This window comes from Flaviramulus sp. BrNp1-15 (assembly GCF_022259695.1).
Classification (GTDB): domain Bacteria; phylum Bacteroidota; class Bacteroidia; order Flavobacteriales; family Flavobacteriaceae; genus BrNp1-15.
In genome coordinates this window covers 143,633-160,643 of record NZ_CP092099.1, presented here as the reverse complement: position 1 = coordinate 160,643, position 17,011 = coordinate 143,633, and the positions used below count along the sequence as shown (strand labels likewise).

Genomic DNA, 17,011 nt, shown 5'->3' with positions numbered 1-17,011 from the left:
CTATTAAAAAGTAAAAATTCAATTTCTTATATTAGTTTTAATTTTAGCAACAAACTAATATTATATTTTGAATTACGGTTTTACAGATGTTTTACAGCTTTTAGGTGCACTAGGTCTTTTTCTTTTTGGAATGAAAGTTATGAGTGATGCACTCTTAAAACTTGCAGGAAATAAGATGCGTTCTATTTTAGCTTCAATGACCTCAAATAGGTTTTTAGGAATCTTTACCGGGTTTTTCATCACATCCGTTATTCAATCATCTTCTGCAACAACATTAATGGTTGTTAGTTTTTCTAATGCAGGTCTAATTACTCTTACAGAAGCTATAAGTGTAATAATGGGAGCAAATATTGGGACTACAATTACAGCTTGGTTAATAACAATTCTCGGTTTTAAAGTAAGTATGAGTGCCATTGCATTACCATTAGTTGGTTTAGGCTTTTCATTCACATTTACAAAAGAAAATAAACTTAAAAATTGGGGAAATTTTATAATTGGTTTTGCCATTTTATTTATTGGACTTCAGTTTTTAAAAGAATCAATGCCCGATATAAAGAATAATCCAGGAATTCTGGAATTCTTGAGTAGATACACAGATTTAGGCTACTTATCTATTCTTTTGTTTTTATTAATAGGTACAATTTTAACCGTTGTTATTCAGTCGTCTAGTGCTACAATGGCTTTAACATTAATTATGACTGCAGAAGGCTGGATTCCGTTTGAGTTGGCTGCAGCAATGGTTTTAGGCGAGAATATTGGTACTACAATTACTGCAAATATTGCAGCTTTTGTTTCAAATTATAAAGCAAAACAAACAGCCAGGGCACATCTACTTTTTAATATAATAGGTGTAGTGTGGATGCTTATTTTGTTTTATCCCTTTTTAAGATTTGTGGTATGGTTAACACAACAATTTGGGTCTGATTCGCCATATCTTAATGCAGCAGCAATACCTGTAGCCATTTCGTTATTTCATACCACTTTTAATATTCTAAATACATTCTTATTGGTTTGGTTTGTTAAACCTATAGCAAGGTTAGTAGAAAAAATGATTCCAGAAAAGCCTGATGTAGTAAAGGCCATAGATGAGCCTAAGTTTTTAACAAAAAGTGTTTTAAAATACCCAGAAACTGCTATATCAAGCTTAATTAAAGAATCTAAATATGTATTTAAAAATGCAGTTTTTGAAATTGTTGCTCATGCTTTAAATATTCACAGAGAAGACATAAAATCTGATTTAAAATTAAAACGAGTTATAAAGAAATCTAACGTGTTATTTGATGCAGATATAAGAACTTTATATACCACTAAAATAAAATACATTTACGGAAAGATTATTAGTTATGCTACAAAGGCTCAAAGTTCGTTAGCTTTAAGTGAAGCCCAGAATAACGAAATAAGCGAAATAAAAATTGCCAACAGAAAAATGGTGGAGATAATTAAAAGCGTAAATGAATTAAGCAGAAATATTACGTTGTATTTAAACTCTGAAAATAAATTTATTAAAACAGAATACAATAAATTAAGAAAGCGTGTTGCAAAAGTACTTAGAGTGATTTATTTTTTTAGAACAGAAAAAGAAAATAACAAATATTACAAAACCCTTATTAAATTAAAGGAAGAAGCCAAAGAGAACAAGCTTAATGAAAATTTAGAAATCAATGGTTTAATAAGAAAAGATTTAATTACTATAGATATGGCTTCATCTTTAGTGAATGATAACGATAATGTTAACAATGTGATTGAAAAGCTAATTGAAGTAGCTGAATTACTTTATGGTAAAAAAGATTCAATTTTAGAAAATGACATTAAAAAAACACCTACTAATTAGGTGTTTTTTTATGTTTATTAATTAAAAATTCTTTACTCTTCTTCTGTATTAATCTTAGCAGGCTCTACAGAACTGTCATGAGCATTATGATATTCTTCTAAAAGATTCATAGTTGCATTTAGTAAATCTTTAGTCTCTAATAATATACCAAAGTATAATGTTGTGTTTTTAGGACTCGATTCTTCAGTTCTTGTTCGTGTAACTTGCTTTTGTATTTTTTCTTTAACCAAATCATAAACTTCAGTTTTTTCGTTTATAATGGCTCCAATTTGTTCGAAAGATCTAGAATCAAAAGCTGCTTTTGTGTCATTAAACAATATTTCAATCTTATTGTCAACCTCTTTTAATTCTTTAATTTGATTGAATTTAAGCTTCTTATGATTATTGTTTATATGTTTATGGCTAACTTTAGAAATATATTCTAATGATTGTGCCATGTCTTGTAAGTACCCTAAAATATTGATATAAAAACCACTTGCACTAACGCTAGATTCATCTAAATTCTTAATAAAATAGAATATATTATCACGTAATTTATCAACTTCTTGAGATAGTTTATCAACTTGTTTCTTATTCTTTTTAAGTAATTGTAAATCTTGTTTTGCTAAACCATTAATTGCATTGGTGTAGATTTTGTTACCTCGTTTTACAACATTAGCAATATTACCAGCACTTTCATGAATTACACCTTGAACAGAGCTACTTTCAGCATATGTTAAACTATCTTCATCAATTGTAGTTTTTGAACTCTTTTTGTGTGTCAAGTAATTTCTAATTAATATAGCAATTGTTAATAATAATAAGATAGGAATCATAACTTCTTTATTCCAGTTTATTAAATAAACAACCACACCTGCCGCAATAAAAGCACCAATAGCAGTACCAAACCAACCACCAATAACATTTAATACACCAGCAACTCTGTAAACAGCACTTTCTTTACCCCAAGCACGATCTGCAAAAGAGGTACCCATAGCTACCATAAAAGTAACATAAGTAGTAGATAATGGTAGTTTCATTGATGTTGCAATTGCAATTAATACACCTGCTACCATTAAATTTACTGATGCTCTAATCATATCAAAAGCTGGAGCATCAATACTTTGGTCTTTAGTGATTATAACATTTGGTTTTTCAAAACTCCCAGAAATTCTATCTTGTGTAGCTTTAGGAATAATTGTATTTACAGCATCTGCTAACCATGAAGTGCCTTTTACAATACCTCTAGATATTACGTTAGGTTCAAACTTCTCATGTGTATCGTTTTGGCGCGATAAACTAATTTCTGTTTCAGCTACCGTTCTAGCCTTTTTAGAAAGCAATAAAGTTACTACCATTATTGCACCAGAAATAAATAGTAATAAAGGTTCTGCTGGTACTTTTTTACTTAATACCTCCATTGAAAACACAGATGCATCAAGACCTGAATTAGTCCATGCTTCAAATGAATGATAAGCAGCCATTGGTACCCCAATGAAGTTAACTAAATCATTACCAGAAAAGGCAAGAGCTAAACCAAAAGTTCCAATAGCAATTACAACTACAAGAACGCTTTTTTTTGTGATTTTTTGGAAAGCGAATGAAAATAAAGTCCAGATAATAAAGCTTACAATTATTATATATAACTCATTGCCTTCAACTAAATCTTTTAAATCGTTATAATAAGGTGTACCTTTTAATCCTTTTAAGAAGATAAAATAAGTAATGGCTGTTAGCGCAACACCTCCAAAAATAGCTCCGAAATTTTTAATTTTCTTTTCATAATGAAACGTAAAAATTAAACGAGATACCCACTGTACAAGAGCACCTACTGTAAAGGCTATAAAAACAGACATTATAATACCTCTAATAATTTCAATAGCTTTTTTAGTGTTAATATAGCTTCCTAAGTCTGCAAATGTATGTTCGTCTGTACCACTAATTTTAATTAAAGACATTACAACAGCAGCACCTAATAAATTAAATACAATTGAAACAGTAGTTGAAGTTGGTAAGCCTATAGTGTTAAAGAAATCAAGCAGTAATATGTCTGTAATCATTACAGCCATAAAAATCATCATGATTTCATCAAAATAGAATTGTCCAGGAACAAAAATTCCTTTTCGTGCCACTTCCATCATTCCGCTAGAAAAAACTGCTCCAACAAAAATACCTAAACTAGCAACTATCATAATAGTTCGCATAGAAATAGCTTTTGATCCTATTGCTGAATTTAAGAAGTTAATAGCGTCGTTACTAACACCTACTACAATATCAGCAACAGCTAAAACTGCAATGGCGATTAACATTAATAAGTAAATATTATCCATAATTTTTATAAAAAATAAGTTTGCAAATATCTATAGTGTTTTTGGTAAATATGTTATCTAATTGTTATGTTTTTAGAAATGAATATCAAATCCTAATCTAAAGGTAATATTATTATCATTTCCATTTAATGTAGTGTAACTTAAGTCACTTTGTACTTTTAATTTATGGCCAACAATAAATTTATTTACCCCTAATGTATATTGTTTTCTTGGTAAGGTGTTTGTTATAGTTTCATAATCAACAGTTGTAAAACGAGCAGCAATTTCGTAATTTGTATTAAATAAATAACCTGCTTGCAAATTTATAGCATTACCTGTTAAAACAATATCTCCAGTTGGTGTTACACCATCTAACTCTGTTGCAATTTCATCATTAGCTGTACGTTTAGCATATTCACCCATAAATGAAAACCCATTGTATTTAAACATGGCATCTGCAAAAATAGTTGTTTGGTCTGTTTCATACAGAGAACCATCGGTTCTAATCATATAATCTCCTGCAAATCCTCTTTCGCGAACAGCATTTTGATTATAATTATATGTAAAACCAAGCATTAGTTTTGGACTTTCTTCGCGTTTTAAATCTGATTGACTATAGTCTCCTTTTGATTTAAAAGCACCTAAAGGTAAAAATTCTAATCGTGCTGTATATTGTAACCCGCCTTCGTTACCTTCGGTAACATTGCGACCTTCTCCTTGAGAGATTGCAAATTTCTCTCGCATTAAAAAATCACCTCCTAAATTAGATTTATGACGTAATTGAACACCTAAATCTCGATCTATATTAAAACGACTATTTAATAACGAGCGATCTATTAATTGAAGGTTTGCAGAAGAAACTACACGCTCTACATTACCAGGAAGTTTAGTTTGTCCTGCCCAAAGTTCCCAGTTTTTAGCAAAATTCCACATAATAACCGCATCAAGAATATATCGAGGCGTGTTTCTATTAAATTGATTAGCTCCAGAAATATCTCTATTAGAAAGACCTAATTCTATTTTATATTTTAATTTTGGGCTATAAGCAAATCCATCAAATTTTAAACGTGCACGACGTACTATAAAATTGTGTTCTGGACTACCATATTGATCTCCATCATGATTCCAGGATGAAATGGAACGAACTTGAAAACGTGGTGCAAATTTGACGCTAAAGGAACTGTCCTTAGCAACAAAATTTATTAAACCTTTTCCAAAAGAAGTGTCACTGATTTCTTGAGCAGACGTAATGTTAATAGCAAATAAAAAAATTGCTACTAGAGTAATTTTAATTTTCATTAGTACTTTATTAGTTTTTGTCGCTGCAAATAACCGAATCTAATGTTAATTTAATGTTTCCAAATGATTAAATTTACATATAAAAAAAGACTGCCTTGGCCAAGGCAGTCTCATTAGAAATCATGATAATGTAGTCGACAAAAACTAATAGATTATATGAAATACTAATGTTTTGTCTCAAGACAGACCAAAGGTGGTCATTTAACGTAACTTTAATGTAACGGTAATATTAATTAATTATTAATTTCCAATGTTAAATTTTATTTTATAAAAACCTGATTATCAATATATTAAATATTTTGTGTTAACTTAGTGTTAACTTAATGTTGTTTTAAAGTTACCTAATTTGTATATTTGAGGTATAATGTTAAACCCCCATAATTATGAAGAAATTAATTTTAGTTTTTGCCTTTTTAATTACTGTGGTATCTTTTGCTCAAGAAAAACAGAAGAGAGATTTAAAACTTAACAAAGACACTAATTTAATTGAAGTTGTTTATTATCATGACAATGGCGTTGTAAGTCAAACAGGAACTTATACGGTAGATGGTAAATTGCAAGGTGAGTGGTTAAGTTTTGACACAGCAGGTAAAAAAACAGTTTCTGCAAATTATGATAATGGTGAAAAAGTCGGCAAATGGATTTATTGGATTGACGGAATTAAAAAAGAAGTCAATTATACTAATAATGTTGCTTCGCTATAAATATTTATAGAAAAGCTAAAAAACAAAAAAAGCATCCTAATTTAGGATGCTTTTTACATTTATATTGTTTGTGCTTCTTAGTTACCTACTGTCCAACCTGCTCCCCAAGTAGCATAATCTGTACCAGTACCATTACCATCGCCAGAGATAAAATCTGCCTCAGTAAAGGTTTCACCTGTATCATTTTTTAATTTAGTTGTTACATCAGTAAAAGTAACATCATTTACTTGTAATTTATCAGCAATTACAGCTGCACCAGTTGGGTCTGAAGTATCATTTCCATCTAAATCGAAAGCTTCACCAAAACCAGTAATAGAAATATTAGTAAAAATAGCTTCAGTACCTCTTCTTAAACGTATAGCTTCATATTTACCAGCACCAACGTCAGATCCATCTTGATATACATTTGTAGAACCAACACCTATAATAGTAACATTAGTTACTGTAGGGCTAGAGAAGAATATTGGGGACGAATTGTTACCAAAATCGTCATTATAACCATCACATTCAAATGCTTTATCTGAATTAAATATTTCTGTTGGGTTTTGAATATGTTGTACATAAACATCTGTAATTGAACCAGAAAAACCTTCTGTCCAATCAATAGAATCATCTTGTAAGTTAATAACAGATATATGACTTACATTAACAGTACCTCCAAAAAATTCAAGACCATCATCTTTTCCCTCATAAATTTGAACATAATCTATATCTGTTTCATTTCCTACGCCGTAGAATGATAAACCGTTATTTTCTGATTGACCATCTGCAGAACCTCCTGAATACTCTATTCTTACATATCTTAAAGAACCTGAATCATCTGAAGGATCATTACCACCATAAGGTAAGCCAGCAATTTCTGATGTTGAAGTTGCAGTGCCAGACACAGAGTTAATAGGCGCTTTACCTAAAATAATTAAACCTCCCCAATCTCCTGCTTCTGGTGTAGAAGAATCAGAAGTGAATACAATTGGGTTATCTGCAGTTCCTTCGGCAACAATTTTTGCGCCTTGAGATATTGCAATATATACATCTGAACCAGCAGCTAAAGCCTCAAGAGTCATTCCAGCAGGAATAGTAAGTGTTGTTCCGCTAGCCATTACTAATGATCCGTTAACTTTATAGTTTGTATTTGCATCTAAAGTTAAATCGCTAGTGTATGTTCCAGATAAAAACACATCAGTAGGTGTTGTAGGGTTGCCACCTCCAGCATTATTATTTGTAACATTTAGAACAATATCGGCAGTATCGTCGTTTGCACAAGACGTAAAAATTAACGTCAATGCAACTAAACTAAGTAATAAATTATTTCTCATTTTCTTGGTTTTAAATTGTTAATTGTTTTTTGATTAAAAGTTATATTTAAGTTGGATTCCAGCTGTTATTCCTCTTTTAAAACTAGATAAGATTACATCTCCATCACCAGTGTTTTCTCTTATAGTTTCGATATTTGGATCTAGTAAGTTTTTTGCACTTAGATTAAGTTCTGTATTTTTTCCAATTTTATTCTTTAAAACAAAATCTAAAGTAGTTACAGCTTTTTCTATGATATTACCTACATCTCCAGATCCTAAAGAAAAAATTCTGTCTGAAGAATAATTGAATACTATGTTAGCTGTAGAGTTAAAGTTTTCGCTAATTATTGGTTTAAAACTTAAATCGGCATTTACAATAATAGGAGATGCACCTTCTAATTCATCGGTAGCTCTATTAAAAGAAGTTCCGTAAGATCCTTCAATACTATTGTATAGATCTTGTTTTGTATGCATGTAGGTAAAATTAAAACCAGCAGCAAGCACAGTATCATCATCTTGGTTTGTTATTAAGTTTTTTCTAATTTCAAGTTCTGCACCTAAAATCTCTGCTTTTTCACCGGTTCTAAAGTAACGTTGAGTGCCTGTAGCATCTGCAGCAAGTACTAAGTTAATAGGGTCGTTTATTTGTTTTGCAAAAACACCTAAAGATAAAATTTCACTTTTAGAGATAAACCAATCGTACTTTAAGTCTAAATTATAAACTTCAGAATAAGACTTGTTAGTTAAGTTAACTCCTGTGTTTTTTCCAAGTAAATCTTGGTTACCACCAATTCTGTAGCTTATGCCTTCATATACAAAAGGTGCAATTTCTTTAAATTCTGGAAAGGAAATTGTTTTACTTACTGCCAAACGTACATTTTGGTCTTCATTTAAAGTATACTTAATATTTAAAGAAGGTAAAACAAAGGTTTCACTTGCATTAGTTTCTCCTAGATCGTTAGGAGGAAGGTTAATAGCATTGTATTCAATACTCTGGTTTACATTTTCTAATCTTACACCAGGAACAAATAACCAAGATTCTCCTAAATTAATTTCAGATGAAATATAACCTGCATGAATATCTAATACACCTTTATATGTGTTTTCTAATTTACCAGGTAAATTAGTTTGTGTAAGACCATTTTCTGGATCGATTGGATTGAAAACATGAGTTTGATAAACACCATCTAAAAAGTTTTGTAGATTAAATATACTGTTTAGGTTACCAATATTTTCTATTGAAAAAGTACCTGTGTTTATATTTTTATAACCGTATCTTGAGTTGTCAAAATGTCTTTCTCTAGTTTTTCCATTGTATCCAACAATAAGTTTAAAATTATCTGAAGCTTGATAAGATAAGCTTAACCTGCTATTTAACTCTTCGTCTTCAATATTCTGAAAATAACGTTGGTTATTGAAATTGTTGTTTTGAGCAAAGTTTGGGCTTGTAGAAGCATCATTGTCAAGAAGATTATCATAATTTAACAAAGAAATACGTTTTCTGTCTGGTTCGTGAGCAAAAACTCTATTATAACCAATTCCCCAATCTATATTTAACTTATCAAATGTGTGTTCACCAATTAATTGATTTACAAATATTAAATCTTGATTGAATTGGTAATTACTTTGAAAATAACCACTTGGTTCATCTGAGAAATCATAAAGAATTCCTTGACCACCAACACCGTAATAGCCTACTTCATCTGAAGAACTGTTTACAAACAATGACGTAAATTTTAATTTATTATCACTGTTTATTCTGTATAATGCAGTAGCCATTGCTGAAGATGTTGTAGAATAGTTATACTCTTCAGACTCTGGAAATAACTTATTATAACCAGCTGTATAGTCTGCAACTATACCATCTCTATATTCAAAACCATTATCAAAAGATGCAGTTAAGAATAAGCTTAAACGAGAATCATTTTTAAAAGTAAAAGACTTTCCACCAGATAAACTCAAACTTAAATTAATAGGAGTTTCTCCTTCTACTGGGTCTATACCATGAGATAATATAACTGCAAAAGGGTTATGACTATATCTTGCGTAATCTCCCAAATAACCAGTACCTTCATTTCTTAGAAAATCTTTTCCAATTGCTCTTGAGTTAAAACCAGAGCCAACAGATACATCAAAAAATCCTTGACCAGTATATTCCTTTGATGAAATATCAATATTACCAGCAGAGAAATCACCATAAAACCTAGCAGAATATGCTTTACTTACAGAGATGTTTTCAATGATATCTGAAGAAAATAAATTTAAATCTATATTCTTTTTATTAATATCATTAGATGGTAATGATAAACCGTTCATTGTAGTGTTTAAATATCTATCACCTAAACCACGTACATAAACATTATTAGATCCTTCTTGTTTTGATACACCTGATATTTTAGCAACTGCTCCAGCGGCATCACTAACACCTTTTCTAGATAACTCTTCAGCACCAATACTCTGTTTAATTTCAACAGCTTTCTTTTGTTCTAGTAATAAAGCCGTTTCACTTTCTCTTTTGGTTGTGGTAGTAATAACAACTTCGTCTAAAGAAGCTGCGCTAGCACCTAAAACAACATTAAGTTCTGTAGCTTCTCCAGCAACCACATTAACTTCTATTTCTTGAGTTTCATAACCAACGAAACTAAATATTAAAGTAATAGTTCCTGGTTCTAAATTGTCAAATTCATATAAACCATCAAAGTCAGAAGTGGTTCCTTTAGTAGTTCCTTTTATTAAAACATTTGCAAAAGCAAGAGGTTCATTGTTGTATTCTTTATCTGTTAGTGTACCTACAATAGAGCCTGTGTTTTGGGCGTATGAAAATGCAGTTAAAAACAGTACAGATAATAATAAAATTTTTCTCATTATATTCTTATAATTTATGGTGCAAAGAAACCACCACATTATGAATATAGTGTTACCAGATGATTAAAGAACCGTAATAAAAGTGTTAGATTAATGTTAACTTTAGAGCGTTATTTTTTTAAATGATTACATTCAGTTAACATAAAAAAAGCATTATAAACACTATGCTGTTTAAAAGAAAAAAGCAGCTTCTGTTTTAACAAAAGCTGCTTTTTTAATATGATTTTAGCGTGTTTCCGCCAAATAAAATTTTAATTATTTAAAGTGGAAGAAGTCTCTTTTTTGTCAGCACTAGCAAGTGATAACATTAATTCGTCTAAAGATAAAGTGCTTGCAGATAAATACATTTTTGTATTAGTTGATTTATTTGAAACAACTTTAATTTTTTCTTCTTTAGTTTCATATCCAACAAAACTAGACACTAGTGTATATTTGCCTTCTTTTAAATTTTCAAACTTAAAAAAACCATTTTCATCAGATAAAGTTTCTAACCCCGTCTCTTTAATTAAAACTTTTGCAAATATAAGAGGCTCATTATTGGTCTCAATATCTAATAAATTACCACTAATTAATCCTGAGTTTTGCCCAAATGCAAATACTGATAAAAAGAAAGTGATTAAAAATATAGTTTGTTTCATTAATTTGAATTCTAAATTCAAGTGCAAATAAAATACTTTAACATAATTAAGGTGTTATCAAAAGATTAAACAACTATGATTAAAATGTTACCTTAATGTTAAGTGATTTTTTGTTTAACTTTTAGCAGGAAATGTTATCTTGCCTACACATAAATTAAAGAAAAGTTCCTCAATGTTTAAACATTGAGGTTTCATTTGAAATTGTCATTCTCGCGAATGCGGGAATCTAAAAATAAAGAGTTCTGTTTTTTATGACTGAATTATCTTTATAAAATATTTTCAAGAACATTTTGTTAAATAAAACTCTTTATTTTTTACCATGAACTGGGAACAATTACTATCCTTAAAACGCTTTGGCGATACTAATAAACGCATTAGAAAAGAACAAGATGAAACCCGATTAGGTTTTGAAGTAGATTACGACAGAGTTATATTTTCTTCAGAATTTAGAAGCCTTCAAGATAAAACACAAGTCATTCCATTATCGCAAACCGATTTTGTACACACGCGTTTAACGCATAGTTTAGAGGTTAGTGTTGTAGGTCGTTCTCTGGGTCGATTAACAGGTAAGAAGTTGTTGGAAAAATACCCACATTTACAAAACATCCATGGGTATCAAGCTAACGATTTCGGAGCTATTGTTGCGGCGGCGGCTTTAGCGCATGATATTGGAAACCCACCATTTGGTCATTCTGGTGAAAAAGCCATTGGCGAATTTTTTAAAACAGGTTCTGGCAAAACGTATAAAGAGCAACTTACAGATAAAGAATATCAAGATTTGTGTGATTTTGAAGGTAATGCTAACGGATTTAAAATTTTAACCGAAAGTAGAGCTGGAAGACAAGGTGGTTTGCGTTTAAGTTACGCTACGTTGGGAGCGTTTATGAAATACCCAAAAGAATCGCTTCCTAAAAAACCTACTAATCATATATCCGATAAAAAATACGGTTTTTTTCAAAGTGAAAAGGAAGCTTTTATAGATGTTGCAAACGAGTTAGGATTATTAGAGCGAAGTAAAACGGATATTAGTTATTCGCGTCATCCATTAGCATTTTTAGTTGAAGCTGCTGATGATATATGTTATACCATAATTGATTTTGAAGATGGTATAAATCTAGGGTTAATTCAGGAGGAATTTGCTTTAGAATATTTGATAAATATTGTGCGTGATAAAATAAAAACGAAAAATTATTATGCACTTACAAATAAGCAGGATCGAGTAAGTTATTTAAGAGCATTAGCAATAGGAACACTTATTGATGAAGCTGTAAATATTTTTATGGCTAATGAAGAGGCTATTTTAAAAGGGGAATTTAATTCTGCCTTATTAGATAAAAGTAAATACGAAGCACAAATAAAAGACATTATAAAAATAAGTGTTGAAAACATCTATCAATCAACCGAAGTTATAGATAAAGAAATAGCGGGTTACGGGGTGTTAAATACTTTACTAGAAACTTATACTAATGCCATAAACAAAGTTTACCATAACTCAGCATCAAATTACGATAAGTTAATTTTAAAAGGTCTGCCAAAAACTATTAAAATTGAAGATGACAGTTTATATAACCGTCTTTTAAGCGTTTGTAATTACATAGCCTTATTGTCGGACAGTAAAGCTATTTTAGAGTATAAAAAAATAAAGGGTATTGAGTTTTAAGATGAAGGTTTTTGAACGTTTTTTATAATGTGAAATAATTAAAGTAACAATGTATTAAAAAATGTATTTAAGCTTTCAGCATCCAATCCAACCAATTGTTGTAGCTCCTCTACACTTCCATGTTCAATAAACCTATCTGGTATACCAAGTGTTTGGACATCATTCCTATAGTTGTTTGTAGCCATGAATTCTAAAATAGCACTACCAAAACCACCTTTAATACTATTGTCTTCAACAGTAATTATGGTTTCGTGAGTAGACAAAATATCATGCAATAAGCTTTCATCTAAAGGTTTTACAAAACGCATATCGTAATGTGAAATATTTACATTTTTGATAGCTTCACTCACATTGTTACAAATAGAACCAATACTTAAAACAGCAACGTCATTACCTTTTTTAAGTTGTATACCTTTACCAATTTCTATTTTAGAGAAAGGTTGTCTCCATTTTTTAGTTACACCTCTTCCACGTGGATAACGAATAGCTATTGGTAAATTTAAACCTAATTGAGCGGTGTACATGATGTTACGCAATTCCACTTCATTGCTTGGTGCAAAAACAATAAGATTTGGTATGCTTCTTAAATAACTTAAATCAAAAACGCCATGGTGTGTTGCTCCATCTTCACCAACTAATCCTGCTCTATCTAAACAGAAAATAACAGGTAGTTTTTGTAGGGCTACATCATGTATTATCTGGTCGTAAGCACGTTGTAAAAACGTTGAATAGATATTACAAAAAGGAATTAAACCTTGTGCTGCCATACCTGCTGCTAGAGTTACAGCATGCTGTTCAGCAATACCAACATCAAAAGCACGATCTGGTATGTCGTCCATCATGAGTTTTAAAGAACTTCCGGTAGGCATTGCAGGAGTTATACCCACAATATTTTTATTTTCTTTCGCAAGTTCAATAATTGTATGACCAAAAACGTCCTGATATTTTGGTGGTTCTTGAGTTTCAGGTTTGGGAATCAAGTCACCTGTTTTAGCATTAAATTTTCCAGGAGCATGATATTTTACTTGGTCGTTTTCGGCTTGTTTTAAACCTTTGCCCTTTGTAGTAATAACATGCAAAAATTTTGGGCCTTTTACAGTTTTCAACCGGTTTAATTCTGAAATAATTTTGTCAATATCATGGCCATCAATAGGTCCAGAATAATCAAAATTTAAAGCTTTAATTATGTTATTTCGTTTTTGAGTACCTTTTTTAACGTTAGTTAAATATTGTTTTAAAGCACCAACGCTTGGATCAATTCCAATAGCATTGTCATTTAAAATAATAAGTAAGTTAGCATCGGTAACTCCAGCATGATTTAAACCTTCAAAAGCCATGCCTCCTGCAATACTAGCATCTCCAATAACAGCTATATGTTGCTTTTTAGTATCACCTTTTATATGTGAAGCAATGGCCATACCTAAAGCAGCAGAAATTGATGTTGAAGCATGCCCAACACCAAAAGCATCAAACTCACTTTCCTCACGTTTTGGAAAGCCGCTAATACCACCAAGTTGTCTATTGGTATGGAAAATATCTTTTCTACCAGTTAAAATTTTGTGTCCATAAGCTTGATGCCCAACATCCCAAATAAGTTGATCATGTGGAGTATCAAATACATAGTGTAGAGCAATAGTTAGCTCTACAACACCCAAGCTAGCTCCTAAATGCCCTTCTTTAGTGGCTACAATATTGATAATGAACTCACGTAATTCTTTTGCAAGTTGAGGTAAGTCTTTCTGGTTTAAAAGACGTAGTTCTTTTGGAGAATTGATATGTTTTAAAACTGATTTTTGCACCACGCAAAAGTACGAGAATGAATTTGTATTTTTGCTATCATGATAGAACCTTTTGATGACACTTATTTTATGAAACGTGCCCTTCAGGAAGCAGAAGCTGCTTTTGATAAAGGTGAAATACCGGTTGGAGCAGTAATTGTAGTTGAAAACAAAATTATTGCACGCGGACATAATTTAACAGAAACCTTAAATGATGTTACGGCACATGCTGAAATGCAAGCTATTACAGCTGCGGCTAATTTTTTAGGAGGTAAATATCTGCAAAAGTGTACCTTATATGTAACTTTAGAGCCTTGCCAAATGTGTGCAGGTGCACTGTATTGGAGTCAGATTTCTAATATTGTTTATGGTGCTAGAGATGAAGAACGAGGGTGTATTAATTTGAAAACAAAGCTACATCCAAAAACAACTATTAAAGGAGGCGTTTTAGAAGCTGAAGCTTCGGAGTTATTAAAACGTTTTTTTATTGAAAAGCGAAATTTGAATTGACCGGCGGTCACCCTGAACTTGTTTCAGGGTCTTATAAATTTATTCTACTACAATATTAATACTTATGTTTCTTTTGGTTCTCACGCATTTTATCTAAGTTTTCTTTAGTTAGCATATAGTCTTTAGCATTTTTATCTTTCCAACGGTGGTATGAAAATAAAGGGAATACCACAAAAAATAGACCTACAACACCAAAGCCAATTAGTTTTTGAGAGTATTCTAAATCTAGTATAAAACCTAAAAGAATACTTGTAAGAGAAACAAGTGTAAATATTAAAATTAAGTATTTCATATTAAAAACTAAATGATTTATTAAGGTTACTTGGTAAAGTTGATAAGTTGTTGCCTGTAAGCAGTTAGTAACTTAGATTTAGAAATGTAACCGTAATATTTTTTGTTTTTTATTACAGGTAGGTTCCACGCGCCACTGCTTTTAAATTTATCCATGATATCATTCATGGAGTCTTCGTCATAATCAATAATACCAGCATCAGCATGCATTAAACTTGCAGCATCTACTGTGTCATATAGTTCAGAGTCAAACATCATATGTCTTATATCATCTAAACGAATAACTCCTAAAAATTCATGATTTTCATTCACTACTGGAAAATGATTTCTGGAAGATTTAGCAACGGCATTTTTTAAAATCTCACCAAGTTTCATTTCGGGTTTTAAAACAATGAAGTTGGTTTCAATCACCTTATCAATATCTAAAACCATTAAAACATTTTGGTCTTTATCATGTGTCATGAGTTCACCTCGTTCTGCAAGTTTAAGTGTGTAGATAGAATGAGAAACATAATACTTTGTAATGGTAAATGAAATGGCTGACACTATCATTAAAGGTACAAATAGTTCGTAACCACCAGTGATTTCAGCAATAAGGAAAATGGCTGTTAAAGGAGCGTGTAGCACACCAGCCATTAAACCAGTCATGCCAATCAGGGTGAAATTTGATTCAGATACATGAAAATCCAACCCAATATTATTAATTATTTTGGCAAAAGCATTTCCTAAGGCACTTCCCATAACAAGTGTTGGAATAAAAACACCGCCAACTCCACCAGCCCCAAAAGTAGTTGTCATCGCAATAGCTTTGAAAATAGAAATACCAAGTAAAAGAGCAATGACTATCCAAATGTTAGACAAATCTAAATCAAAAGGTGTTGTGCCAATAGCAGATAAGTGGTCTCCTTTTAAAAGGTTATTCATAATACCATAACCCTCACCATAAAGTGGCGGAATAAAATACAACATTGTGCCAATTGCTAATCCACCAATAAGTAATCGTAATGCTCTACTTTCAAATTGTTTAAAAAAGTTAGTTATGGCAAAAAACACTTTTGAAAAATATACCGAAGCGAAAGCTGTTGCTAAAGCTAAAATTATATAAAAAACAATGTCATTTACTTGAAACTTATCGGTTAATTCAAAACGTAATAATACATCTGTTCCTAAAAACATGTAAGATGTGACCACAGCTGAAACAGATGCTAATAAGAGTGGAACTAATGATGTAAATGCTATATCTAAACTAAATATTTCTATTGCAAATACAATAGCAGCTATAGGCGCTTTAAACATAGATGCCATAGCGCCGGCAGCAGCACATCCAATTAGCAGCATTCGCGTTTTTGTATTCATGTGAAATAAACGAGCAGCATTAGAACCCAAAGCAGAACCTACACTTACAGCTGGTCCTTGTAACCCAACAGAACCACCAAAACCTGCTGTTAATGGTGCCGTAATTAAGGCTGCATAAATATTATATCTTGGTATGATTCCATTTAATTTTGAAATAGCATATAATGTTGATGATATACCATGGCCAATATGCTTTTTTAACCAGGTTTGTTTAATTACATAAACTAAAAAAAGACCAATTATTGGGAAAATAAAATAAAGTGAGTTTTGATAGTTTTTGAAAAAGCTTAACTCAAAAAGAAGTCTTATATAGTGTGTTAAGTTTTTAAGAACTACGGTTCCCATACCTGCTAAAAAACCAACTAGAATACTAAGAATATAAACAAATTGCCTTTCAGAAATGTGTTTATATTTCCAAATTAAGAATTTGCGTAAAAGACTCTTAGAGGTATTAGGCATTCTATAAAACTACTAAAAAATCCCGCAATTGCGGGAT

12 protein-coding genes are annotated in these 17,011 nt (G+C 31.1%); 4 read left to right on the top strand and 8 right to left on the bottom strand.

Translation table 11 applies throughout. The annotated features are described in order from the left end of the window. The first annotated feature begins 67 nt into the window (after nt 1-67). Nucleotides 68-1,831, top strand: coding sequence for a Na/Pi cotransporter family protein (locus MBM09_RS00650; protein ID WP_238674920.1), 1,764 nt, complete (start codon nt 68-70; stop codon nt 1,829-1,831). A 32-nt stretch (nt 1,832-1,863) separates the two neighbouring features. On the opposite strand, the gene MBM09_RS00645 is transcribed toward MBM09_RS00650, so the two are convergent. Together MBM09_RS00645 and MBM09_RS00640 are read right to left on the bottom strand one after the other, a co-directional pair. Then, nucleotides 1,864-4,140: an inorganic phosphate transporter gene (locus tag MBM09_RS00645; protein WP_238674919.1), complete on the bottom strand. Its 2,277-nt coding sequence runs from the start codon at nt 4,138-4,140 to the stop codon at nt 1,864-1,866. A 72-nt stretch (nt 4,141-4,212) separates the two neighbouring features. After that, nucleotides 4,213-5,418, bottom strand: a complete 1,206-nt coding sequence (locus tag MBM09_RS00640; protein ID WP_238674918.1) for a porin — start codon at nt 5,416-5,418, stop codon at nt 4,213-4,215. Between the two features lie 383 nt (nt 5,419-5,801). Here MBM09_RS00640 and MBM09_RS00635 point away from each other — a divergent pair, with 383 nt between their 5' ends. Next, nucleotides 5,802-6,122 (top strand): toxin-antitoxin system YwqK family antitoxin, encoded by a 321-nt coding sequence (locus MBM09_RS00635; protein WP_238674917.1) that lies wholly within the window; start codon nt 5,802-5,804, stop codon nt 6,120-6,122. 77 nt (nt 6,123-6,199) lie between these two features. Here the strand turns inward: MBM09_RS00635 and MBM09_RS00630 are convergent, their stop codons facing one another. From MBM09_RS00630 to MBM09_RS00620, 3 genes are all read right to left on the bottom strand, one after another. Further along, a complete protein-coding gene (locus MBM09_RS00630) occupies nt 6,200-7,438 on the bottom strand; it encodes a multidrug transporter (RefSeq protein WP_238674916.1) in 1,239 nt (412 codons plus the stop codon). A gap of 33 nt (nt 7,439-7,471) precedes the next feature. Beyond that, a complete protein-coding gene (locus MBM09_RS00625; protein WP_238674915.1) occupies nt 7,472-10,282 on the bottom strand; it encodes a TonB-dependent receptor in 2,811 nt (936 codons plus the stop codon). 251 nt (nt 10,283-10,533) lie between these two features. After that, on the bottom strand, nt 10,534-10,920 hold the full coding sequence (locus MBM09_RS00620) for a carboxypeptidase-like regulatory domain-containing protein (protein WP_238674914.1): 387 nt from the start codon (nt 10,918-10,920) through the stop codon (nt 10,534-10,536). A gap of 319 nt (nt 10,921-11,239) precedes the next feature. Here MBM09_RS00620 and MBM09_RS00615 point away from each other — a divergent pair, with 319 nt between their 5' ends. Continuing rightward, entirely contained in the window at nt 11,240-12,580 is a 1,341-nt protein-coding gene (locus tag MBM09_RS00615; protein ID WP_238674913.1) for a deoxyguanosinetriphosphate triphosphohydrolase, read from the top strand. Between the two features lie 38 nt (nt 12,581-12,618). Here MBM09_RS00615 and dxs read toward each other — a convergent pair whose 3' ends face one another. After that, entirely contained in the window at nt 12,619-14,379 is a 1,761-nt protein-coding gene (gene dxs, locus MBM09_RS00610; protein ID WP_238674912.1) for a 1-deoxy-D-xylulose-5-phosphate synthase, read from the bottom strand. A gap of 39 nt (nt 14,380-14,418) precedes the next feature. Here dxs and MBM09_RS00605 point away from each other — a divergent pair, with 39 nt between their 5' ends. Then, a complete protein-coding gene (locus tag MBM09_RS00605; RefSeq protein WP_238674911.1) occupies nt 14,419-14,868 on the top strand; it encodes a nucleoside deaminase in 450 nt (149 codons plus the stop codon). 55 nt (nt 14,869-14,923) lie between these two features. Here the strand turns inward: MBM09_RS00605 and MBM09_RS00600 are convergent, their stop codons facing one another. Further along, nucleotides 14,924-15,160, bottom strand: a complete 237-nt coding sequence (locus MBM09_RS00600) for a hypothetical protein (protein ID WP_238674910.1) — start codon at nt 15,158-15,160, stop codon at nt 14,924-14,926. A gap of 26 nt (nt 15,161-15,186) precedes the next feature. Continuing rightward, the gene (locus MBM09_RS00595) at nt 15,187-16,974 is read right to left on the bottom strand and encodes a chloride channel protein (protein WP_238674909.1); all 1,788 of its coding nucleotides are present in this window, start codon (nt 16,972-16,974) and stop codon (nt 15,187-15,189) included. Nucleotides 16,975-17,011: the final 37 nt, after the last annotated feature.